The organism is Maribacter sp. R86514 (assembly GCF_044597005.1).
Taxonomy (GTDB): domain Bacteria; phylum Bacteroidota; class Bacteroidia; order Flavobacteriales; family Flavobacteriaceae; genus Maribacter.
The window spans coordinates 2,932,346-2,953,987 of the sequence record NZ_CP138999.1 but is presented as its reverse complement, the minus strand read 5'-3'; the positions used below and the strand labels follow the sequence as shown (position 1 = coordinate 2,953,987).

Below are 21,642 nucleotides of genomic sequence, written 5' to 3'. Positions count from 1 at the left end.
TGATAAACGTGCCTACTTACGAACAGAGCGGAAAATATAGGGTAAAAAGTAAAAAATGGGAAAGCCCCGAAGTTGCTCTAATTTTTTAAGAGCTTATTACCGCTAACGGTTTGCGCTATGAACAGTACGGGAGTAAACCAGCGTTTACTTTCCGCCATGCACATAGCGAAAATTTTTTGGTTTTGTTTTTTATTTTTTTTCTGTCAAAGCGAAATCCCAAAGATTTCGCGACATTATAAATATACACAGACCTAAGCGTTTATAACCTAAGCCCGTATTGTTTATAGCATCGATGAAAAAGCAGCAAGTCGAGTATCTTTAAAGTTCTCTAAAACAATAAGATATGAACACTCAACAAACTGCTTGCCCGAAGTTATACATTGGTATCGATATTCACAAACGAAGTTGGAAAGTACATTGTGCAACAGATCTGTTCGCTGGTAAGTCTTTCAGTATGTCGCCCGACCCAAAGCAATTACATAGTTATGTTTCAAAACATTTCAAGGAGTATGAAGTTACCGTAGCTTATGAAGCTGGTTGTTGCGGTTACCACGCTCATCGTTGTTTTGAGAGTTACGGTTGGCGAAGTCTGGTAGTCAATCCAGCAGACATTCATAGAAAGGGCAAAGAGAAACATACCAAGACCGATAAGATAGATGCGCAGTTGATAGCGAGAGAGTTGAAGGATAACCGATTGCAGAGTATCATAGTGCCGGACAGGAAACGTGAAGAACTTCGTAGTCTGTTCAGACGCAGAAATGACCTTGTAAAGGATTTCAGAAGGGTCAAGAGCTATATAAAGATGCAATTGTTGTATTTCGGAATCAGGGAACCTGAAGAGTTCGACAATGACCATTGGAGCCATAAATACAGAAATTGGTTGGATGATATAATGTTCGAGTACCCAACGGCGAAGGCCACATTAGAGAGTAGAATGCGTTTCTTCCGTTTTGTGGACCAAGAGCTTCGCGATGTGTCCACACAGCTAAGAAGGTACTGTAAAGTGAATTATAAGAAGGATTATCTATTACTGAGAAGTATACCTGGTATCGGAGGTATCGTGGCCTGTGGCATATTATGTGAACTAGGGGATTTAAGACGTTTCAAAAACATTAAACATTTGGCAGGTTACGTAGGTCTGGCACCAAGTATGTATCAAAGCGGAAACAGTCAAAGGACAATGGGAATGACCCCACGTGCAAACCGCTTATTGAGAAGTTATTTTGTAGAGGCATCTTGGCAAGCGATACGTGCAGACCCCGTAATGCAGGCCTATTATCGTAAACATCAAGGCAAGAACGTAAAAAGTATCATTGTCAAAGTAGCTAGAAAGCTACTAAGTAGAACCTTGGCGGTAATTAAAACAGAAGTCCCATATACCATTGGGGTTATTGAATAATAAGCAGAAAAACTAATAAAATAAAAATCATAACAAAGCTCTAATATAGTAGTGAGAACCGTATCACAAAACAAAACCCGTGACCTGTACTATTTAGGATCACATTTTTAGCAAGTGACCGGTTTTATTATAATTTATAATCATACAGATGCCGGTGACGTTTCAAGTTTCGAACCGATCACACATAGGAGTGCGAGCAAGTTATATTAAAAGAAAAAAAGGTGGTTTAAGGCAAAAAAGAAAATATTAATTAACTTTAAGAAACTGGACTAAGGCTTTTCATAGGAGGTTTTGTTGCCATTAGTAGAGAAGCGTGAGAGTAATCACAGGCTCTTTTCGTTTTTTGCATAAGAATTAGGTCGATTTCATTGTAGGTGCGTTATGATTACCTTATTGAAGACTCACTGCACAGTTTTATTAGATTAAGGACTAACAAGTAAAAGAGGTTTGAAAAGAGTTAATTCTATTTATTGGGAGTAATTTCATTTGTCTCAAGGTCTTTCATTTCTTTCTTCCTTTTTAGAACACTTTTCCAAAGAAAATCAGCGTCATCACCAAATAATGAATTGGATTTGAATACGTAATAATTTTTTGTACCATTTTTCCCATCTCTTACTACTATTTTCATGTTCTTATGGATAGTATATACCACACGATAAGAATTAACTTTTATGATATCTTCAAATTTTATAACCCATATTTTTTTTCGAAATGGTTTACGTAAAATTAGTTCATGACTTTTTGTGTTTACATAGCCTAAAAAGAAATCTATATAAATGTTAATTGCAATGATATTAGTTGCGAGTAGTACTATTGGAAGAAAATATTGATTATCTGCTATGATGTTTTTCCAGTCCAAAGCCAGTTTTATCATCAAAATAAAGGTTAAGAAAATCATTATAAACCAAAAATTTATTGTGAATTTTGACCTCCAAGAATTAATATCTATTAAGTTTTTTTTCATTTTTTACTAGTATTAATTAATTATTAGCTGAAGTTGAACGTTTTAAGAGCTCTTTTTAGTTTATATACCTTGATTTTTGTTTTGTGAATTTTAAATAATTTCTCGTTGAGTAGGTCATGATCTATTTTTTCGAGCTATTAATGGCAACTATAAAGTAATTGTCCGGTACATCAAAATTTCACGTGGTTTTTGCAATTGTTACCTTCAAGAAAAAACTTTATTAGTATTCAATAAATTTAAATTCAATTTGATCTAGGGTATTTCTATAAATAATTTCCCTATTTAATATGGTTGTACCGCCAAGAAGATAAAATTTATTATTATACTCGATAGGTAAAGCGTTGAATGTTCCTGTATAAAAACTATTCTCTATCTTTTTGGACTCATTATTTATTATATCATAGTAATAGAATTTATCATTGAGACTGAAACTTGCAATACCTCCGTGTACACCAGTTACGATATCTCCACCTAAACCGAAAACGATATTGTCATTAAAAACGAAAGCTGAGCCTCCTGTAAGCCAATCTTCATATTTAAATTCATTTAATAATTCAAAATTTGTAAAATCATCTATCCATTTATAAATGGCCATTTTACCACCATTGGTTAATCTTAGATAATAATAAGAACCTTTTATTTTTAAAATTGTTTTAGTCAATATACCATATACTGGTTTTTGTGTAAATGTACTATGTAGAATAAGTGAGTTGTTCTCAAAATTATATTTATACACATTATCATAAATATTTGAAAATATATAAAGTGAATCATTATGATATACTCCACTTGAAGCCAATAATAGATTGTCAGTAAATTCTTTTAGTATTTCCCATTTATTTGCTGAGAAATCGAAAGTCCATAAACCTTTACGATTTATAATATACCATTTGCTGTCTTTAATAAAACTTACATTAGAATCCTTTGTATTAGCTACATTTAAATTATTAGTATTAATCGTTTCCCAGATATTTGATTCGAAATTGTATTTGTATGTATTTAAATCACTTATTGAATATAAATTATCCTCGTAAATAATGGCTTCAGCAGGTTTTGAGAATGGCGTATTAGAAACACTAGAAGAGTTTGTGATAGTCAAAAGGTTAACACTTTCAATTATGTTTTCCTCAATATTTTCATTCTTATTTGAGCACCCTAAAATCATCATGATAATTAAAAGGTGTAAAATAAATTTCATTTTTAGTTTAATTTTAATTAGCATGTACATGAATTAATTAATGTATGTTTATTTCCTGTAGGTGTGGTCACTGTCTATTTAGCTAATATACCACTAAAGAATAAACCTACAATTAACATATTACTTTCCATTACGGGAAACCATAATCATCATAAATTTTATAGAAATAAGTACCCAGAAGTAGAACCAAGAAGAGAATCAACCTAAAAAACAACGAACCGACCAAGTAGTCGGTTTTTTACGTGAAGCATGTGTTTAGAATTGTTGAAAGCAACGATAGCAATCGCAATTGTGTCGATAAACTGCAAGGTGTACGAAGTATAGAGGGGAATTTTGAAAGGAAACAAACCAAGTAGTTTGTTTTTTAGTTGGGTAAGGCAGCTGTTCTAGAACAGACTTTGCTGTTTTACGGGGCTTTCATGGTTCAATAACCATTGTTTTCTATGCAATCCGCCAGCGTAACCGGTAAGTGAACCATCGGTACCAATAACTCTATGGCAAGGCACCACGATCCATAACGGATTTCGGGCATTTGCAGATGCGGCGGCTCTGGTGGCATTGGGGTCTCCTAATAATTTAGCAAGCTCTAAATAAGACTTCGATTTTCCGTAAGGTATATGCTGCAACTCCACCCAAACCTTCTTTTGAAACTCGGTGCCGTACGGGTTTAGTTTTAGATCAAACTGCGTTCTTGCGCCTTCAAAATATTCGTTCAGTTGATACACGGCATCTTCTAAAGACTCCGGTATCACATCGGTAAGTGGTTCATCAGAATTTAAAACGGTTATAGAAGTAAGGCCGTCAGTGTCGCCCATAATTTTGGCAACGCCAAGGGGTGTTTGTATGTAAGCAACATCGGCCATAGGGGTATTTGCTATTTATTCGTCTGGTGACGTTGGCTTTTCTATCACTCCCGTTGCCTGAGCACGTTTTTCCCAGTTTTTGCGAGCAAGACTCTGCAAATCGGCAACATTGTCGCTCTCATCCATTATTTCGAGCCCTAGAAGGGTTTCAATAACATCTTCCATAGTTACAATACCACTTACAGAACCATATTCATCAACCACTAGAGCAATGGCCTGTCGTTTTTGAATGAATATTTCAAACAATGTTGGTATCGGTGTACTTCTACGGGTTACTAGAATTTCGCGTTTAATATCCTTTAGCGGAATGTCTCCGTTCTGGTTGATCATTTCTTCCAAAACATTATCCTTTAAAACAAAACCGGTAATATTATCCATATTATCGGTATACACAGGTATTCTAGAAAAACGCAATTTAGGGTTATCAGTAAAGAAATCGGCTATCGTTTTCTCGTCAGATGCTACTTTCATTACCGCTCTTGGCGTCATAATATCTTTCACCAGAACTTCATCGAACTTCAATAAGTTTTTAATGATGGTAGATTCAGATTTTTCAAAAACACCTTCTTCATGTGCCATATCCGTCATCGCATGAAAATCCTCACGACTCAACACACTGCCGTGGTGATTGCCACCGCCCACCATTTTGGTAAACAAGCGTAACAACCATAACAGACCCGTATATTTTAAAGCAATGACCATAATATTCAAAGCTTTTGTAGAGAAATTGGCTAGTTGTTTCCAATACGTAGCACCAATGGTCTTTGGTATAATTTCAGAGGCAACCAGAATTAGAATAGTCATAATAGTAGATACGACACCTACCATTAGATCTTCTGTAAACGATATACCCAATATTGTTTTTGTTTCGCTACCGTATAATTCTGCATAAGCCACCTTTGCCTGTACACCTACCAAAATAGCACCAACGGTGTGGGCAATGGTATTTATAGTTAAAATGGCAATTAACGGTTGGTCAACATCTTTTTTAAGTATCTCTAGTTTTTTGGCATAGGCATGGCCTTCGTTCATTTTTACATTAATGAATGTTGGCGTTATACTCAATAACACTGCTTCTAGTATAGAACACAGAAAAGAGAAGAAAATAGAAATAAATGCGTAAAAAAGTAGTAGTCCCATGGGGTTGTTTTATAAATCGAAGATATTAATAAAAATGCTAAGGTTGGTGCTGTTTTGCGTTATCAAGTGCCTTATAAAATATTTGTTGGATGGATGGACGGATATTTAAGTTGTAAATATTGCGATTTTCTCTCGTAGGATACACTCTATTCGATAAAAATATATACACTAATTGGTTTTCAGGATCTGCCCACACAAAAGTACCCGTAAAGCCACTATGACCAAAGCTTGATGCGCCAACTTCTGGTGCAGGGTAGGCATCGGTAATTTTAAATGTATTGTTATTTAAGTAAGGTTTATCAAAACCCAAACCTCTTCTATTATCGTTTTCGGGATATTGAACTTTTATAAATTCTTTAATCGTCTTTTCAGAGATGTATTGCTTACCGGCATAAAGTCCGTTTTGCATGAACATTTGCATAATAATCGCCAAATCATCTGCTGTACCAAACAGCCCTGCATTGCCAGAAATACCACCCAGTAAAGATGCATTTTCATCATGTACCCAGCCTTGGGTCAGCGAATGTCTGTACATAGTATCTACCTCTGTCGGTATAATTTTGTTCGTAAAATTTTTGGTACTCGGCAGAAAACCGAAGGTTTTCATACCAAGTGGTTTGTAAAATTCTTGTGCCATATAATCTGCATACGGAACACCGGTAATTTGAGTAATGAGCTCAGGAAAAATAAGAAATGTGAGTCCGGAATATTTGTATTTTTTCTCAGCCGATACTTTAGAACGATTTATGATTTTGTACATTTTTCGGTGGAATCTATTTTTGACATAGATGCCATCAAAAGCTTGGTTGCTAAATCTGTTATTCGGATTTCTGCGGATGAACCTTTTTTTAAACCGACCGTTATTTTTTAAAGTCTCATTTAGGAATACGACATAAGGTTGAAGTCCCGCCTGATGTGCCAAAATCTCCCGAAGCGTAATATTTGCTTTATCTTTCTGTCTTTTCCAAGGTTTCCAATAGGTGCTAAAGGGAACATCTAAATCTAGCTTACCTTCATCAACCAATTTCATAATTGCTGGTAGCGGACCTAAAATTTTGGTCACCGAAGCCAAATCATAAATGTCATTTAAAGCTACCGGCTGAATGCTATCGTAGGTGTGAAATCCGTATGCCTCATGAAAAATAATATTCCCGTCTTTAGCGATTAAAACCTGAGCACCAGGGAAAGCGTTATTTTTTATACCAGTTGTTACAATACTGTCTACTTTACGATAAATAGATGCGGAATCCAACTCGTAAGCAGCCAATGAAGATGCTTGCAAACTAGAACCCACCGGAAGCAAAAGCGGTTTGTTAGTTGTCTCTTGCGAAACAGCCAAACTACTAATTAAACCAAATAGTATAAAAAATATTTTATGCATGAAAAGTTATTGCGATAATTGACTATCCTAATAATTTTACGGCATCTTTAGCGAAATAGCTGGCGATGATATTTGCACCTGCGCGTTTGATTGCAGTCAGCTGTTCCATCATTACGGCATCATGATCTAACCATCCTTTTTCAGCGGCAGCTTTAACCATGGCATATTCCCCGGAAACTTGATAAACGGCAACTGGCACATCTACTTCGTTCTTAATTTCACGAACTATATCCAAATAGCATAATCCTGGTTTTACCATAACGATATCCGCACCTTCGTCAATATCCATTTGAGTCTCACGAATAGCTTCAAATCGGTTTGCGAAATCCATTTGATAGGTATTTTTATCTTTAGGTACATTTTTAATATCTACCGGAGCAGAATCCAGGGCATCTCTAAACGGACCGTAAAAAGCACTGGCATATTTAGCACTATAAGCCATAATACCGGTGTTTAAATACCCCTCATCTTCCAAAGCCTCACGAATGCTAAGAATACGACCATCCATCATGTCGCTAGGCGCAACAAAATCAGCACCTGCATTGGCATGGGAAACACTCATTTCCGCTAGAACCTCTACACTTTCATCATTCAATATTTCTCCGTCAGCAACAATACCATCATGCCCGTAAGAAGAGTAGGGATCAAGGGCAACATCTGTCATGACCAACATATCCGGACATGCGTTTTTAACCGTTTTAATGGCTAGTTGCATTAATCCGTTTTCGTTCAACGCTTCAGAACCTTTATTGTCCTTTAAATTATCGGGCACTTTTACAAAAAGTAAAACCGAGCGTAATCCCATGTTCCAAAGTTCTTTGACCTCTTTGGTTAAATTATCTAGACTAAGACGGTAGTAATTGGGCATAGAAGGTATTTCTTCTTTAATGCCTTTGCCCTCAACAACAAACAACGGTACTAAAAAATCGCTTGGTGAAATAATGGTTTCACGAACCAAACTTCTAATGGCTTCATTGCTACGTAATCTTCTTGGGCGTATAAGTGGGTACATAATTTTATATTTTATTGCTTATTCAGATTCTTTACTCTTTTTAATGATTGCTTTTAGGCGTTCTTTTCTTAACGCGGCTTCTTTCTTCAATTTGTTCTTCTTTCTATCCATTAGCTTGGCGTGCTTTGCTTTGTTCAATGTGTTTTTAGCCTTGCCTTTTTTTGCCATACCTGAATATTTAAATTCGAATTTTTATTGCTTTAACCAAATAGTTTATATCTATTAAAACGAAAATATCTTGAAGTTTTACAAAAATAGGCGAATTTGAATAATAGCTAGAGCGGTTATTACTTATTTTTATAGGCTTAGCGCTTAAATCATCTTTGATGCATCAAATCAGTACTCTTTTACAATTCAAATACACCTGGCGTAATTACCAACAGAAATTTTTAGATGGTTTTCAAGAGCATATCAAAGATGAGCACTTACACGTAATCGCACCGCCGGGATCCGGCAAAACAATTCTAGGTATAGAAATATTAAAACGTATAGGTAAGCCTACTTTGGTGTTGTCACCAACTTTGACCATTCGTAATCAATGGCGCTCTAGATTGTTGGAGTTCTTTTCGGTCAATGGTGAATTTGATGCTTATTCGTTGGATATTAAGTCTCCAGACCAGATTACTTTTTCTACATACCAATCGTTATTTTCATTGTTCAAATCATTTGGTGAGAATGCTAAAGAGCAGCTGTTGGCGTTTATAAAACTTCATAAAATAGAGACCTTGGTTTTAGACGAGGCGCATCACCTTAAAAATGAATGGTGGCATTGTTTGTATCATTTAAAGGAAATTGAGGGCTTAACGGTCGTAGCTCTTACTGCTACGCCGCCCTATGATAGTACAGCAACAGAAATCAACCGATATTTTAGTTTATGCGGACCAATAGATGACGAAATCGCTGTACCAGATCTCATTAAGAACGGAGATCTATGTGCGCATCAAGATTTCATCTATTTTTCTAAACCAGAAGAAGCTCAGATTAAATATATCGTAAATTATCGTGAACGAATATTACAGTTTACCAATGCTTTAATTGCCAATAAAACCTTACAGGAAAACTTAATCACCCTTGATTTTTATACCGCTCCTAAAAAATCATTGGAATATATATACCAAAACCCCAGCTTTTTTTCGGCCATAATCATTTATTTGAATTCTTGTGGTTATGCCGTTAATGAAGATAACCTGAAGCTATTGGGGTTTGCTAACAACGATGTTGATTTTCCTAGTTTTAACTATGAATGGGCAGAAATACTTTTACAAAATCTATTGATCGATAAACGAGCGGAGTTCATTGATTTTGAAGAAGTGCTATCGCCTATTGAAAAGGAACTAAGGCGAATAGGAGTTTTAGAAAAAAAACAGGTAAATTTTGTCGGTGATGAAGTTTTATATCGAAACTTGTCGAACAGTCCAAGTAAGCTAGAAAGTATCTATCAAATCGTGAAGCATACCGATGAACATTTAGCGGAGCGCACCAGAACGGTCATTTTGACCGATTTTATACGTAAAGAGTTTTTGAATTTTAAAGGAAACGATACCAAAGCTCTAAATAAGTTGGGCATTCTACCTATTTTCAAATATATACTTGCCAAACAAGTAGGTAAAACTTCTTTAGGTGTTCTTACGGGTTCTTTGGTTATACTACATGCATCTGCTTTACCAAAATTGAAAGCGCTTTTAACCTTGCAGAAATTAACGAAAGCAGATGTAGAAGGGTCTGAAGGTTATGTTCTTATTCATGTACCCGATGCCTTAAAAAATGAGATAGCAGAAGCGGTTACCAAATTGTTTGCTAAGGGAGTTATTAAAACGCTTATAGGTACCAAGGCATTTCTTGGAGAGGGCTGGGATGCTCCCTGTATCAATACCTTGGTTTTGGCTTCATATGTGGGTTCGTTTGTGTCTTCAAATCAAATGAGGGGTCGTGCCATACGTGTCGATGCAACTGATCCTGATAAAACGGGTGCAATTTGGCATTTGGCTTGTTTGGATCCCACGGCTATTGACGGCGGAAAGGATATGGAAAAGCTAGAGCAACGTTTTGATGCTTTTACGGGAGTTTCGTTAAGGGAAGAGGTATATATTTCGAATGGAATAGACCGATTGGTATTGCCGTTTAAATGGTCTGAATCTACAGAAATAGCAAGGACTAACAAGGATATGTTGCAATTGTCTCAACAAAAATCGGTGTTTAAAGATAGATGGAACAAGGCTATTGAACATGGCAATGTTTTGGTAAGGGAGCTTAAAATTCCCTATGGTCAAGAGCAACCCTTTGCCAAGACCAAAAAGATGCATGCACTAAACGCCGGCAAATATGTAATGCTCGAAGTTGTTTTAGGTGTTTCGGTATTTGTGCCCGAATTTGTAATTAAAAATATGGGTGCAGTATTGAATAAGGGGATCGTGCAGGTAATGTATTTATTCTTTGCAGCATTGTTCTTAGGTTTTGGACCAAAAACTTTTAAAGCGCTAAAACTATATTTTCTGTTCGGCAATCAGTACAAGAAAACCAGGAAAATAGGTAAAGCTTTATTGGCTTATCTTTTAGAATCTAAAGTGTTTCATTTTGAATCGGTCAATGCTACTATTCATTCCGAACAAAATGTAAAAGGGTCATTTTCGATTTATTTGAAAAATGCGAGTCAGCATGATAGTAACTTGTTTATTTCGCTTTTAGAGGAAGTCATTGCTCCCATTGACAACCCAAAGTATTTATTGGTGAACGGTAACTGGGTAAAAAGGAAATTGGGTATTCGCAACTATTACGTGGTGCCTAAAAATTGTGGTAAGAATAAAAAGGAAGCCCTGCTTTTTCAAAAATATTGGAATAAGGAGGTCGACGGGTCTAAAATTTTATTCACCAGAAGTTTAAAGGGTAGAAAAGAACTGCTTAAAGCAAGATTCTCGCATCTTAAATATCAATTTGAAGAAGTTTCGAAAAAAGCGATTACTTGGAAGTAGAAATCAGGTAGTATAAATTTCTTAAAATGCTATCTCGCCAATCAAATAGCAAACCCCATGACCCGATAATTTTACGCGGTCTCCAAGATATTCGCATTGTATATCGCCACCACGTTCAGATAGTTGTTTTGCAGATAATGTTTTCTTATTCAGTTTTTCTGACCAATAGGGTGTAAGTGTTGTATGCGCAGAGCCGGTTACGGGATCTTCTGGGATACCACATTGCGGAGCAAAAAAACGAGATACAAAATCTACTTCGTTACCTTTTGCCGAAACAATCACCCCTCTACAATCCAATTCATTTAATAAATGAAAATTAGGTTTTATCGCCTCTATTTCTGCCTGAGATTTATAAATAAGCATGTAGTCGGTTTTCCCTTTATAGGTTTCCAACGGTTGCTTTCCTATCGCTTGTGTAATGTTGGTTTGCTCTGAAACAAGCGTTACATTATCCGTAGGGAAATCCATCGTTAATAATCCCGATTCACTTTTTTTAACTAACAGCTCACCACTTCTAGGTGAAATAAACCGAAGCGTATTTTCTTTGTAACCGTAGTAATTAAAGATGACGAAGGCAGTGGCAAGGGTAGCATGTCCGCAAAGGTCAACTTCTATCTCTGGGGTAAACCAACGTAGCTCATAATGATTAGTATTCTTCACCGCAAAAGCTGTTTCAGCCAAGTTATTCTCTGCAGCTATTTGTTGCATTGCATCGGTTTCTAACCAAGATTCTAGAATACAAACCGCTGCCGGATTACCGCCAAATAGTTTGGAGGTAAACGCATCTATTTGATAAATTTTTTGCTTCATGTGACTAAGGTTTATTCAATCCCTAATTTACGACTTATCTCGTCGGCTTTGGCAATCCATTTTTTAGGTGCATCAAAACGATAGCCTACATAGAACTCAAGAAAACTTATAGAATCATCTAAAATGAAGTTCTCATCTGAAGTGTGACTCAATAATTGCGTATTGATATTTACGCCACTAAAGAAATTTTCAGAATTGTAACCGCCAGTCATTCTAAAAATCAGTTGCGCCAAACCATTAAAAGATTTTTTTCCGTCGGTACTTGAATAATTGAAACCTAAACCGCCAGTAGCACCAGCAGAAACGAGGTAATTTTCTTCAAATACCCAATTGTAATAGTAACCCGGACCTATAGCAACTTTTAAAGATTTCTCCAATTGATTATCCAATATGGGATCTTCTAATCTAAACTTTGTGTAGTAGTACGATATGCTTGGAATAAAACTACCGACACTTTGTTTTTGCCATTCGTTCTGAAACCCAATAGCACGAAACGAAAAGTCAGGATTGAATATATAACTAGATGTTCCACCAATTTTAAAGGTTCTTAAATCATCGATAGGCAAGGTTAAATCTGCAGTTCTAACAAAGAATCCTTTTTGCTTATAGATGTCCAAGGTCTGCATGTATTGACTAAAGAACGTACGAATATTGAAAGTGATCAATTTAGAATCGCCGTTATCTTTATTCTCCGCTAAAAAATTAGGGGCATAACCAAAATCAACCTCCAGAAAATGAAATAGAACAGAAAGTCCTAAATAACTTTTGTCGTTGGGTATGAACTCTGTTTTGTTGCGTGTTATCTTGTGCCTAACCGTAAAACTATTAGAAGTGGTCTGTAAAGACAGCCTCACGGTTACCTTGTCAGGAAAAGCTTCTTTGTAATGTGAATTTTGTGCAATACTCAGTTGAGTAAAGCATAGTATACTCCAAAATAAAATGAATCTTACACCCATTCTTTTGGTTTCATCAATACGTCAATTAAACGTTCTTCTTCACTGCCCTTTTCCGGTTGATGGTCATAGCGCCATTGTACATGTGGCGGCAAGCTCATTAGTATACTTTCAATGCGGCCGTTTGTCTTTAAACCGAATAGCGTTCCTTTATCATGAACTAGATTGAATTCTATATATCTACCTCTTCTAATCTCTTGCCAATCCCTTTGTTCCTTGGTATATTCTAAATCTTTTCTTTTTATAACAATCGGTACATAACAATCTAAAAAGCTATTGCCTACTTCAGTTACGAAGTTGTACCAGTCTTGCATATCCATTTCCGGAGTTGCTTTGCAGTAGTCAAAAAATAGCCCGCCTAGTCCGCGAGCTTCATTTCTATGGGTATTCCAAAAATACTCATCGCAACGTTTTTTGTAGGTATCGTAGAATGTAGGATTATGTTTGTCGCAAGCAGTTTTGCATACTTCATGAAAATGAATGGCATCTTCGTCAAATAAGTAATACGGAGTCAAGTCTTGACCGCCACCAAACCATTGATCTACAATTTCGCCATCTTTACCATACATTTCAAAATAGCGCCAGTTGGCATGAACTGTAGGTACCATAGGATTTTTTGGGTGCAGCACTAAACTTAATCCGCATGCGAAAAAATTAGCATCTTCTACTCCAAAATATGCCTTCATACTATCCGGAAGCTCGCCATGTACTCCGGATATGTTTACGCCACCTTTTTCAAAAACTGCTCCGTTTTCAATAACTCTTGTACGGCCACCACCACCTTCTGGGCGTACCCAAATGTCTTCTTTAAAAGTAGCTGTACCGTCTACTTCCTCTAATTTAGAAGTAATGGTATCTTGAAGTTGTTCTATGTAGGCGTAAAATTTATCTTTCATTGTGTAAAACATAAAGTTCCATATCTAAAGGGTCTTCGTTAGGCGGAGTGTGTTCTTTTAATAGTGTCTCTTTCCAAAGATAACTACAATTTTCTGCTACCTTAATACTACCAAGATTCGTTTTATGAGCAATGATTCTTAGTCGCTGTAAATGTTGCTCACTGAAGCCCCATTCTGAAATGGTTTTAACAGCGGTAGAAGTAATACCTCTTTTTTGGTGTGTGTAGTCAATACAATAAGCAATTTCTGCTTCTTTTTTGGTTCGTTTTAGTTCTTTAAGATAAACCAAACCGATAATCTTTCTGTGTTCTGATTCTTTTAAGGTAAACAGATACTCTTTGCCAGATAGAAAATCTGATGCTTTCTCAAGAACAAAAATATTGGATAATGTTGGATTAAGATTTGCAGCTACCGTTTTTGGGAAGTATCTTTTTATATGGTCTGCATTGGTAGATATAAAATCGCACAAACGCCATCCATCTCTCTCTGAAATCGGATTTATTTCGAAATCTTGAAATTGAAATGAATTCATTATGCGATTATTATATCGGCTACTTTAATTCTCTTTAAACCTGTTAGGGTTAATCTTGCTTGTATTCTTTTACAGCATCAATAAATGCCTTGGCATTTTCAACAGGAACATTTGGTAGAATACCATGGCCTAAATTAACCACGTAACTGTCTTTACCAAATTCATTAATCATTTGGTGTACCATCTTCTTGATTTCAGAAGGTGGAGACAACAAACGAGATGGATCAAAGTTACCTTGAAGGGTAATTTTTCCACCACTTAAATAACGGGCATTTCTAGCGGAACAAGTCCAGTCCACACCCAATGCAGAAGCACCTGATTTTGCCATATCACCTAGTGCGAACCAACATCCTTTACCAAAAACAATTACCGGAGCTTCATCTTTTAAAGCATCAATAATTTGCTGAATGTATTTCCAAGAGAACTCTTGATAATCGGTAGGCGATAACATGCCGCCCCAAGAATCAAATACTTGTACCGCATTTACGCCTGCAGCAACTTTTGCTTTAAGGTATGCAATGGTTGTATCTGTAATTTTCTGAAGTAATTCGTGAGCAACAACGGGTTGGGTAAAGCATAACTCTTTAGCCTTATCAAACGTTTTGCTTCCTTGACCTTGTACACAGTAGCATAAAATCGTCCAAGGCGAACCTGCAAATCCTATTAATGGTACTTCATCGTTTAATTTTTCTTTGGTCGCTTTAATGGCCTCCATTACATAACCTAATGTTTCGTGAACATCTGGTACAATAACACTATCTAAATCTTTCTGATTACGAATAGGGTTCGGTAAATACGGACCAAAATTCGGCTTCATCTCCACATGAATGTTCATTGCCTGAGGAATCACTAGAATATCACTGAACAATATAGCGGCATCCATACCGTATCTACGAATAGGTTGAACCGTAATTTCTGATGCCAATTCTGGAGTCTGACATCTGGTAAAGAAGTCATATTTTTCTTTGATTGCCATGAATTCAGGTAAATATCTACCTGCCTGACGCATCATCCACACTGGTGGTCTTTCTACCGTTTCACCTTTTAAGGCTTTTAGAAATAAGTCGTTTTTTAAGCTCATATTCTTGTAATAGCTTTTAGCTGCTGGCCCTTGGCTTTTAGCTATTTTTTATTTTACTAATTAGACTATTGATCATTTTAGATTCTATTGAAATCAATTCAAAAATTGACTTCAAGTCTCCGCTATCTAAAAATTTCAATTCTTCTGATATTATTAATTGAGTTTCTACTTCAAAAAGAGAACCTAGTGCAATCTCTAAAAATCGTTTAAATTCAACTTCACTATTTCTACTGCATCCTTCTGCAATATTTGAAGGAACTGATACTGCGGCTCTAGAAAGTTGACTTTTAAGTCCGAATTTTGCTTCGCTTGGTAACTTTTGAACTAAACTATAAACATGCTTAACCATGGTGATTTCATTTTTCCATATTTCAAGCTTTTTAAAGTCCCTCATAATTTATTAAAAAGCCAAAGGCTAGCAGCCAAAAGCCAAAGGCAATTTATTAATCTTCATAATCCGCATTCACCAATTCAATAACACTTTCTACCGTTGGTATTTTGGCAACTTTTACTTCCTTGAAATGTTCCCTAGCAGCTTTTGCAGTAGTTTCACCAATACAGTAGGCAACTCTGTCAGTAGAATTCTCTTTTAAATAGCTTTCTACGTTAGACGGACTAAAGAACATGATGCCTTTTGCACTTTCTGGTATGGCTTTACCGGATAGTTTAGTACGGTAGGCTTCTATGGCGTTTACCTCAATATTGTTTTCCTCTAAGATGCTTGGCAACTCTTCTAAACTTAAATTACCATGAAAATAGGTGACCTCTGTGCCATCAATAAACTCCACTAAATGGTTGGCTAAATCTTTTGCATTGTTTTCATAATGCGTGATCTTACCAAAGGTATTTTTTAATAGCCTTCGCGTTTTTCTGCCTACACAGTAAATATTTTCAAAATCTAATTCTGCGGCACTTCTACTGGCTAAAACAGCTTCAACCGCATTTCTACTGGTAAAGACAACATTTTTGTGGGTCTTTTTCAATATGATGGGTGAAATACGATTCGGATTAATTTTGATAAAATCGTCGGAATCTGCATTCACGGATATATTCAATAACAATTGTTGTTGCGGAGTCAGTTTCTTGGTAGAGAAAACATTAATTTCTAAACCGGCATTTGCCAGTTCGGTCATCAATCTTTTGCCTCCTCTAGCTAAAATGCTCTTCGCACAGTCAATACCTAAATTTTGGTGTTTACCTAGTGGTGCAGTTAATTCAGCTTCTAGCTTCTTGCTTCCATCAACATTTAGTAAAACCCCTTTTAGGGTAACAATGTTTTCTTTGTTGATATATGATAATGCACCGATCGGTGCACTACAACCACCTTCCAACTCTCTAAGGAATTCTCTTTCCAAGCTTACGCAAGTGTCGGTTTCTTCATGATTTAGTTGAGCACAAGCTTCACGAATTTCTTCATCGTCTTCCATGGCAACTACCATGATAGCTCCTTGTGCAGGGGCTGGTAACATCCACGTTAGTCCGATGGTGTTTTCTGGTTCCAAACCTATACGTTCCAAACCTGCAGCTGCGAAAATAGCACCGTTCCATTCGTTGTTGTACAACTTTTCTAAACGGCTATTTACATTTCCCCTTAAATCTACAATGGTATGTGTTGGGTATCTATTTAGCCATTGCGCTTGTCTACGAAGACTTCCGGTAGCAATAACGGCATCTCTAGAGCCTAAAAATTCTTCATTGTCCTTGAACGCCATAATGTCCATGTAATTACCACGTTTTAAAACAGCGGCTTTTACAATGCCTTTTGGCAGTGCCGTAGGTACATCTTTCATAGAATGTACGGCAATATCAATATCGCCATTGATCATGGCAACGTCTAGTGTTTTGGTAAACACTCCCGTTATTCCTAATTCATATAAAGGCTTGTCTAGTATAAGGTCTCCCGTAGATTTTACAGGGACTAATTTTACTTTATGACCTAGTGCTTGAAGTTGATCTTTTACGGTATTTGCCTGCCATAGCGCTAATTCGCTATCGCGTGTGCCTAATCGTATTACTTTACTCATTTTTCGTCCAATTCTAATTGAAATACTTTTTGGATAAATTCTAAACTTGAATTGGAATCTACCGTGTCATCCTTAAGATGATTTGCAAATTGTTTGGTTATTTTTTGAATGATGCGATTGGTTACTACATCTGCTTGGTGCGAATTGAAATCGACCGTTTTTTTAGATTGGTAGTCTAGCTCTTCATCCTTAATTGTCTTCAATTTCTGTTTTAAAGCTTTAATTACCGGGGCAAATTTTCTAGTTTCTAACCATTGGTTGAAATCGTGTTTCACCTCTTCGTTTATTGCTTCTGCCTCTGGAATAAATTGCTTTCTACGCTCTAGGGTTTCATCCGTCATTTGCGATAAATGATCTAAATGGATTACGGTAACATTATCCATTTCCGAAACGCTGGCATCCACATTTTTTGGCACCGATAAATCTAAAATCAATAACGGTTTATTGGTGTATATTAATTCTTTGGTAATCGTAGGTTTTTGAGCACCTGTAGCAACTACCAAAATATCTGAAGTTCTTATTTCTGACTGCAGATCGCCATAATCCTTCACCTTAAGATTGAACTTACCGGCAATTTGCTCGGCTTTGCCTTTTGTTCTATTGATTAAAGTAATATGCGGATTCTTGGTATGCTTAATTAAATTCTCACAGGTATTACGACCAATTTTGCCAGTTCCGAATAAGAGAATATTCTTTTCAGATACATTTTCTACATTTCGCAATATGTATTGAACAGATGCAAATGCTACCGAAGTTGCACCAGATGAGATTTCAGTTTCATTCTTAATACGCTTACTTGCTTGAATGATGCTATTACAAAGACGTTCTATAAAAGGATTGGCAATGCCCAATTCTTTTGAGCGTTTGAAACTTTGCTTTAATTGACTTATTATTTCAAAATCACCCAATATCTGACTATCCAAACCTGTGCCTACACGGAACAAGTGATTGATGGCTTCTTTATTTTTATACACATATGCTACTTCTTGAAACGCTTCAACGGTTCCGTTAGAGTGGTCGCATAATAATTTTATAAGTTGAAAAGGGTGTTGCGCAAAACCATGTAACTCTGTTCGGTTACATGTTGATGTTGCCAATAACCCATCTATGCCCTGATTTTTAGCTTCTTGTAAAAGTGACTTTACAGCCACTTCGTCTAAACTAAATTTACCACGAGCCTCAGCATCAGCCTTTTTATAGTTAAGACCAATGGTGTAAAAGGAGTTATGTTTAGAAATGTGATAGTCCTTCATAAAGCGGATACAAAAATATGAGCATCCATTCAATAAAAACAACGCTAGAGGTACAATTAATGTCGTCTGCCGAATTTTTGGTCAAAATATGATATTTATCAGTTTATTAGCCATAATTTTATGGTGGTTTCAGTAAATAGGTGCAATTTTATTTAGATACTTTCTAAATAGATATAAAATCAATTGAAGAAAATGGATATAAAAAGTAACGCTCAAGGGTCATATGACGAAGTTTTGATCGAAGACGGATTTTACGTTCTTAAATTTCAAAATGATGAAGATAAGGTAGTTGAATATTCTCGTGATATCAGTAAAAGATTTATACAGTTTCACTTTTGTTTAAAGGGTAGCGGTACCTATAATTTTAACCAAGGAAATTATAGCTTAGATGTAAAGGAAGAAAATTCTTTGTTGTTGTTTAACACACAGTTAGACTTGCCTTTGAATCTAAACCTTAATCCGAAATCATCTTTGGTTTCAGTGGTAATGACCTTGCGAAAATTTCATTCCTTATTTACCGCAGAGGCGGATTACATTCCGTTTTTAAGTGCAGATAATAAAGAGAAAAAATACTATTCTCAAGAGCCTTTTTCACCATCAATTGCGGTTATTTTGAGTCAGATCGTGAATTATAATCTACATCCTTCTATAAAATCACTTTATGTAAAAGGTAAGATTTATGAATTGATAGCCCTGTATTTTAATAGGAGCCCAAATGCCGATATTGAACAGTGCCCTTATTTAGCCGATGAGGAAAATGTAAAAAAGATTAAAAAAGCCAAGGAGATCATATTAGCAAATATGGCAGAACCACCGACATTGGCAGAATTATCAAGTGAGGTCGGGTTAAGTTTAAAGCGCTTAAAGGAAGGTTTTAAGCAAATTTATGGCGATTCTGTTTACAGTTTTTTATTTGATCATAAGATGGATTATGCGAAGCGACTTTTAGAAACCGGTCAGTATAATGTCAATGAAATTGGGCTTAAAGTAGGGTATAGTACTTCTAGTCATTTCATAGCTGCTTTCAAGAAAAAGTATAATACCACACCAAAGAAATATTTATTGGCTTTATCTGGAAGTTAGAATTTTAAAGTGGTCTCGCCACCATAATACCTGTATTGCTTTTAATACCTTTCAGATAATCTGCTAACGGTAATTTAGATACTTCAACTTGCATTGATCCTGTAGATGCATGGAGCAAATGAATTCTGCCATCTTTTTCGCAAGTGGCAATACCTGTATGGGTAACATCTAATCCGTTAATAGAGGTAGCAAGTGCTATAATGTCTCCAGATTGAATTAAATGTTCATTTTCGGCAATTTTATCTTGTGCCAGTACGCAAATAGCTTGATTGTTCAGATAGTTCTCTGATGCCTTAATTTTTGAGTAGTTAGTATCATCCACCAAAAAAGGATATAAATCTCTGTGGGTGCTCATAAAATTGATGTCTTTCGTGATTTCAGCACCACCAATTTCACCGGTGATATCTTGCAGAAGTCCTTTCTCGGCATTATTGGCAATCCATTCAGAAAAGTAATGTAAACGGGAAGCGTAGCCGTCTAGTTCGCCGTCTTTATATCTGATTGTTTCTAAGTTTTTAATGAATGCATCAAAAGAAAGGTCGTCAGCTCTTAAAAGTTTTGAAAGGTCTAGCACATTTTCAACAAAGGTGGTACAATCTAGTCCATGAAGATTTACGACCAATGTTTCCGTATCGCCAATTTCAAGTGTCTTTGCTATATAAGGAGTCTCCATAAACGTTTTACCAACGCTCACCATAGTTTCACCGAAATTGCCATCATACATTCCATCAATTTCTACTAGCTTGTTTTCAACTGCAGCTTTGTCTTTTGGAGAGCAGGTGATTTGTTGAGAGAAAATAGATGCTACGCATGCAAAGAAAAAAAGGAATAGAAATGTATGTTTCATAACGCTAAATTATGAATTGTTATTTTCATCGGTAGATTTTTCCAGCATAACCCTATTTCTTGCAATACTTTCAGGGTAATTTTGTTGTAAAAAAGTAATTAATTTTTCACGTACAAGTACACGTAAGTCCCATGCGGTAGGGGAGTCTTTGGCACTCATTAAGGCTCTGATTTCTACTGAATTTTGCTTGCTTTCCGTTACTTGAAGTACGTTGACCTCTTTATCCCATAGATCCGTACTATTAAGAATTTTCGTCAATTCTTCACGAAGCGCATCAAAAGATACGTTGTAATCGGTATAGAGAAAAACAGTACCTAAAATGTCAGACGAAGTCTTGGTCCAGTTTTGAAATGGTTTTTCAATGAAATAGGGTGTGGGCACTATGAGTCTTCTTTTATCCCAAATCTTCACTACGACGTAGGTCAATGTTATTTCTTCTATTCTTCCCCATTCTCCTTCAACAATAACAACATCATCAATTTTAATAGGTTGGGCAATAGCAATCTGAATTCCTGCCAAGAACGTACCGATCATTTTTTGCGCAGAGAAACCAATGATGATACCGGCGACACCTGCAGAGGCAAAAATACTGACTCCTAATTCGCGAATACCCTCAAAACTCATAAGCACAGCACCAGCGGCAAAAATGATAATGATGAAAATAAATATGCGTTCCAGAATATTGAACTGGGTATAAACTTTTCTTGCTTTTAAATTGTTCTCTACATTAACATCGTAATTACTAACAACGACCTTCTTAATAATTTTTAAAAGATTTAGTGCTAACCAAGTAAGTGATACAATAAATAGAATGGTACTTGCCTTTTTAAAATAAAAGGTATAATCTTCTAATTGCAACAATGTGCGCAATGAGGGTGATCTAAGCCAAATAGAAACTATAATTAAAAAAATGGGACGGCTAATTTTTTTGAACGTACCGTGTGGTATTAAGTATTTGGGGTCTTTGCCAAATTTTTTAATCAATAAAGAGATAATCCAATACGCAATTAAAACCCCCAATGTGGAGGCTATAAAAAAGTAAAGTGCATTCGTTGGCACTGTATCAAAAAATGTATTCATTATAAAATGTGTTATAGTTTTTGATGAATTACAACTTACTAAAATTAAACAGCACTAAAAATTATTTAGGCAGTTATTAGATTGCTTTATGAGAGTATAGAAAAACTATTGCCGAAAATTAAAATATCATCGATTTGCATGTCTTATTTTTGCAATC

General features: G+C 36.0%; 20 protein-coding genes. 3 read left to right on the top strand and 17 right to left on the bottom strand.

The genetic code is table 11. The features are described from left to right. The first annotated feature begins 343 nt into the window (after positions 1-343). On the top strand, positions 344-1,399 hold the full coding sequence (locus SJY30_RS12860; protein WP_396632131.1) for an IS110 family transposase: 1,056 nt from the start codon (positions 344-346) through the stop codon (positions 1,397-1,399). 463 nt (positions 1,400-1,862) lie between these two features. On the opposite strand, the gene SJY30_RS12855 is transcribed toward SJY30_RS12860, so the two are convergent. The 7 genes from SJY30_RS12855 to SJY30_RS12825 all read right to left on the bottom strand — a co-directional run bounded on the left by SJY30_RS12855 (position 1,863) and on the right by SJY30_RS12825 (position 8,125). Next, complete coding sequence (locus SJY30_RS12855; RefSeq protein WP_396632574.1) at positions 1,863-2,363, bottom strand: hypothetical protein; 501 nt, start codon at positions 2,361-2,363, stop codon at positions 1,863-1,865. Between the two features lie 220 nt (positions 2,364-2,583). Beyond that, positions 2,584-3,561: a hypothetical protein gene (locus SJY30_RS12850; protein WP_396632573.1), complete on the bottom strand. Its 978-nt coding sequence runs from the start codon at positions 3,559-3,561 to the stop codon at positions 2,584-2,586. A 386-nt stretch (positions 3,562-3,947) separates the two neighbouring features. Continuing rightward, the gene (locus SJY30_RS12845; protein ID WP_396632572.1) at positions 3,948-4,424 is read right to left on the bottom strand and encodes a methylated-DNA--[protein]-cysteine S-methyltransferase; all 477 of its coding nucleotides are present in this window, start codon (positions 4,422-4,424) and stop codon (positions 3,948-3,950) included. A gap of 15 nt (positions 4,425-4,439) precedes the next feature. After that, positions 4,440-5,564 carry a CNNM domain-containing protein gene (locus SJY30_RS12840; protein WP_396632571.1) on the bottom strand — a complete coding sequence of 375 codons (1,125 nt, stop codon included), beginning with the start codon at positions 5,562-5,564 and terminating at the stop codon, positions 4,440-4,442. A gap of 37 nt (positions 5,565-5,601) precedes the next feature. Further along, positions 5,602-6,945: a serine hydrolase domain-containing protein gene (locus tag SJY30_RS12835; protein ID WP_396632570.1), complete on the bottom strand. Its 1,344-nt coding sequence runs from the start codon at positions 6,943-6,945 to the stop codon at positions 5,602-5,604. A gap of 22 nt (positions 6,946-6,967) precedes the next feature. Further along, positions 6,968-7,957, bottom strand: a complete 990-nt coding sequence (gene hemB / locus SJY30_RS12830) for a porphobilinogen synthase (RefSeq protein WP_396632569.1) — start codon at positions 7,955-7,957, stop codon at positions 6,968-6,970. An 18-nt stretch (positions 7,958-7,975) separates the two neighbouring features. Then, complete coding sequence (locus tag SJY30_RS12825) at positions 7,976-8,125, bottom strand: hypothetical protein (RefSeq protein ID WP_167333088.1); 150 nt, start codon at positions 8,123-8,125, stop codon at positions 7,976-7,978. Between the two features lie 158 nt (positions 8,126-8,283). Between SJY30_RS12825 and SJY30_RS12820 the strand changes: the two genes are divergently transcribed. Beyond that, positions 8,284-10,926 carry a DEAD/DEAH box helicase family protein gene (locus SJY30_RS12820; RefSeq protein WP_396632568.1) on the top strand — a complete coding sequence of 881 codons (2,643 nt, stop codon included), beginning with the start codon at positions 8,284-8,286 and terminating at the stop codon, positions 10,924-10,926. Positions 10,927-10,947: 21 nt separating this feature from the next. On the opposite strand, the gene SJY30_RS12815 is transcribed toward SJY30_RS12820, so the two are convergent. From SJY30_RS12815 to hemA, 8 genes are read right to left on the bottom strand one after another with little or no spacing between them, the layout of a single operon-like run. After that, positions 10,948-11,736 (bottom strand): PhzF family phenazine biosynthesis protein, encoded by a 789-nt coding sequence (locus SJY30_RS12815; RefSeq protein WP_396632567.1) that lies wholly within the window; start codon positions 11,734-11,736, stop codon positions 10,948-10,950. A gap of 11 nt (positions 11,737-11,747) precedes the next feature. Further along, positions 11,748-12,692, bottom strand: a complete 945-nt coding sequence (locus tag SJY30_RS12810) for a DUF4421 family protein (protein ID WP_396632566.1) — start codon at positions 12,690-12,692, stop codon at positions 11,748-11,750. Next, a complete protein-coding gene (hemF, locus tag SJY30_RS12805; protein WP_396632565.1) occupies positions 12,683-13,585 on the bottom strand; it encodes an oxygen-dependent coproporphyrinogen oxidase in 903 nt (300 codons plus the stop codon). The genes SJY30_RS12810 and hemF overlap by 10 nt, the downstream gene beginning before the upstream one ends. After that, positions 13,575-14,117, bottom strand: coding sequence for a GNAT family N-acetyltransferase (locus SJY30_RS12800; protein ID WP_396632564.1), 543 nt, complete (start codon positions 14,115-14,117; stop codon positions 13,575-13,577). The genes hemF and SJY30_RS12800 overlap by 11 nt, the downstream gene beginning before the upstream one ends. 49 nt (positions 14,118-14,166) lie before the next feature. Then, positions 14,167-15,198 carry a uroporphyrinogen decarboxylase gene (hemE, locus tag SJY30_RS12795; protein WP_396632563.1) on the bottom strand — a complete coding sequence of 344 codons (1,032 nt, stop codon included), beginning with the start codon at positions 15,196-15,198 and terminating at the stop codon, positions 14,167-14,169. Positions 15,199-15,235: 37 nt separating this feature from the next. Beyond that, entirely contained in the window at positions 15,236-15,592 is a 357-nt protein-coding gene (locus tag SJY30_RS12790; RefSeq protein ID WP_396632562.1) for a four helix bundle protein, read from the bottom strand. A 49-nt stretch (positions 15,593-15,641) separates the two neighbouring features. Further along, positions 15,642-17,222, bottom strand: a complete 1,581-nt coding sequence (hemC, locus tag SJY30_RS12785) for a hydroxymethylbilane synthase (protein WP_396632561.1) — start codon at positions 17,220-17,222, stop codon at positions 15,642-15,644. After that, positions 17,219-18,475 (bottom strand): glutamyl-tRNA reductase, encoded by a 1,257-nt coding sequence (hemA, locus tag SJY30_RS12780; protein ID WP_396632560.1) that lies wholly within the window; start codon positions 18,473-18,475, stop codon positions 17,219-17,221. Before hemA ends, hemC begins: the two co-directional genes overlap by 4 nt. A gap of 192 nt (positions 18,476-18,667) precedes the next feature. On the opposite strand from hemA, the gene SJY30_RS12775 reads away from it, so the two are divergent. Next, the gene (locus SJY30_RS12775; protein WP_396632559.1) at positions 18,668-19,558 is read left to right on the top strand and encodes a helix-turn-helix transcriptional regulator; all 891 of its coding nucleotides are present in this window, start codon (positions 18,668-18,670) and stop codon (positions 19,556-19,558) included. A 4-nt stretch (positions 19,559-19,562) separates the two neighbouring features. On the opposite strand, the gene SJY30_RS12770 is transcribed toward SJY30_RS12775, so the two are convergent. Together SJY30_RS12770 and SJY30_RS12765 are read right to left on the bottom strand one after the other, a co-directional pair. Further along, the gene (locus SJY30_RS12770) at positions 19,563-20,405 is read right to left on the bottom strand and encodes an N-acetylmuramoyl-L-alanine amidase-like domain-containing protein (protein WP_396632558.1); all 843 of its coding nucleotides are present in this window, start codon (positions 20,403-20,405) and stop codon (positions 19,563-19,565) included. Positions 20,406-20,414: 9 nt separating this feature from the next. Beyond that, entirely contained in the window at positions 20,415-21,485 is a 1,071-nt protein-coding gene (locus SJY30_RS12765; RefSeq protein ID WP_396632557.1) for a mechanosensitive ion channel family protein, read from the bottom strand. Between the last annotated feature and the right edge of the window lie 157 nt (positions 21,486-21,642).

Coding starts and splice junctions, on each gene's coding strand:
- SJY30_RS12860 (WP_396632131.1), top strand. CDS start 344: ATGAACACTCAACAAACTGCTTGCCCGAAGTTATACATTGGTATCGAT.
- SJY30_RS12855 (WP_396632574.1), bottom strand. CDS start 2,363: ATGAAAAAAAACTTAATAGATATTAATTCTTGGAGGTCAAAATTCACA.
- SJY30_RS12850 (WP_396632573.1), bottom strand. CDS start 3,561: ATGAAATTTATTTTACACCTTTTAATTATCATGATGATTTTAGGGTGC.
- SJY30_RS12845 (WP_396632572.1), bottom strand. CDS start 4,424: ATGGCCGATGTTGCTTACATACAAACACCCCTTGGCGTTGCCAAAATT.
- SJY30_RS12840 (WP_396632571.1), bottom strand. CDS start 5,564: ATGGGACTACTACTTTTTTACGCATTTATTTCTATTTTCTTCTCTTTT.
- SJY30_RS12835 (WP_396632570.1), bottom strand. CDS start 6,945: ATGCATAAAATATTTTTTATACTATTTGGTTTAATTAGTAGTTTGGCT.
- hemB (WP_396632569.1), bottom strand. CDS start 7,957: ATGTACCCACTTATACGCCCAAGAAGATTACGTAGCAATGAAGCCATT.
- SJY30_RS12825 (WP_167333088.1), bottom strand. CDS start 8,125: ATGGCAAAAAAAGGCAAGGCTAAAAACACATTGAACAAAGCAAAGCAC.
- SJY30_RS12820 (WP_396632568.1), top strand. CDS start 8,284: ATGCATCAAATCAGTACTCTTTTACAATTCAAATACACCTGGCGTAAT.
- SJY30_RS12815 (WP_396632567.1), bottom strand. CDS start 11,736: ATGAAGCAAAAAATTTATCAAATAGATGCGTTTACCTCCAAACTATTT.
- SJY30_RS12810 (WP_396632566.1), bottom strand. CDS start 12,692: ATGGGTGTAAGATTCATTTTATTTTGGAGTATACTATGCTTTACTCAA.
- hemF (WP_396632565.1), bottom strand. CDS start 13,585: ATGAAAGATAAATTTTACGCCTACATAGAACAACTTCAAGATACCATT.
- SJY30_RS12800 (WP_396632564.1), bottom strand. CDS start 14,117: ATGAATTCATTTCAATTTCAAGATTTCGAAATAAATCCGATTTCAGAG.
- hemE (WP_396632563.1), bottom strand. CDS start 15,198: ATGAGCTTAAAAAACGACTTATTTCTAAAAGCCTTAAAAGGTGAAACG.
- SJY30_RS12790 (WP_396632562.1), bottom strand. CDS start 15,592: ATGAGGGACTTTAAAAAGCTTGAAATATGGAAAAATGAAATCACCATG.
- hemC (WP_396632561.1), bottom strand. CDS start 17,222: ATGAGTAAAGTAATACGATTAGGCACACGCGATAGCGAATTAGCGCTA.
- hemA (WP_396632560.1), bottom strand. CDS start 18,475: ATGAAGGACTATCACATTTCTAAACATAACTCCTTTTACACCATTGGT.
- SJY30_RS12775 (WP_396632559.1), top strand. CDS start 18,668: ATGGATATAAAAAGTAACGCTCAAGGGTCATATGACGAAGTTTTGATC.
- SJY30_RS12770 (WP_396632558.1), bottom strand. CDS start 20,405: ATGAAACATACATTTCTATTCCTTTTTTTCTTTGCATGCGTAGCATCT.
- SJY30_RS12765 (WP_396632557.1), bottom strand. CDS start 21,485: ATGAATACATTTTTTGATACAGTGCCAACGAATGCACTTTACTTTTTT.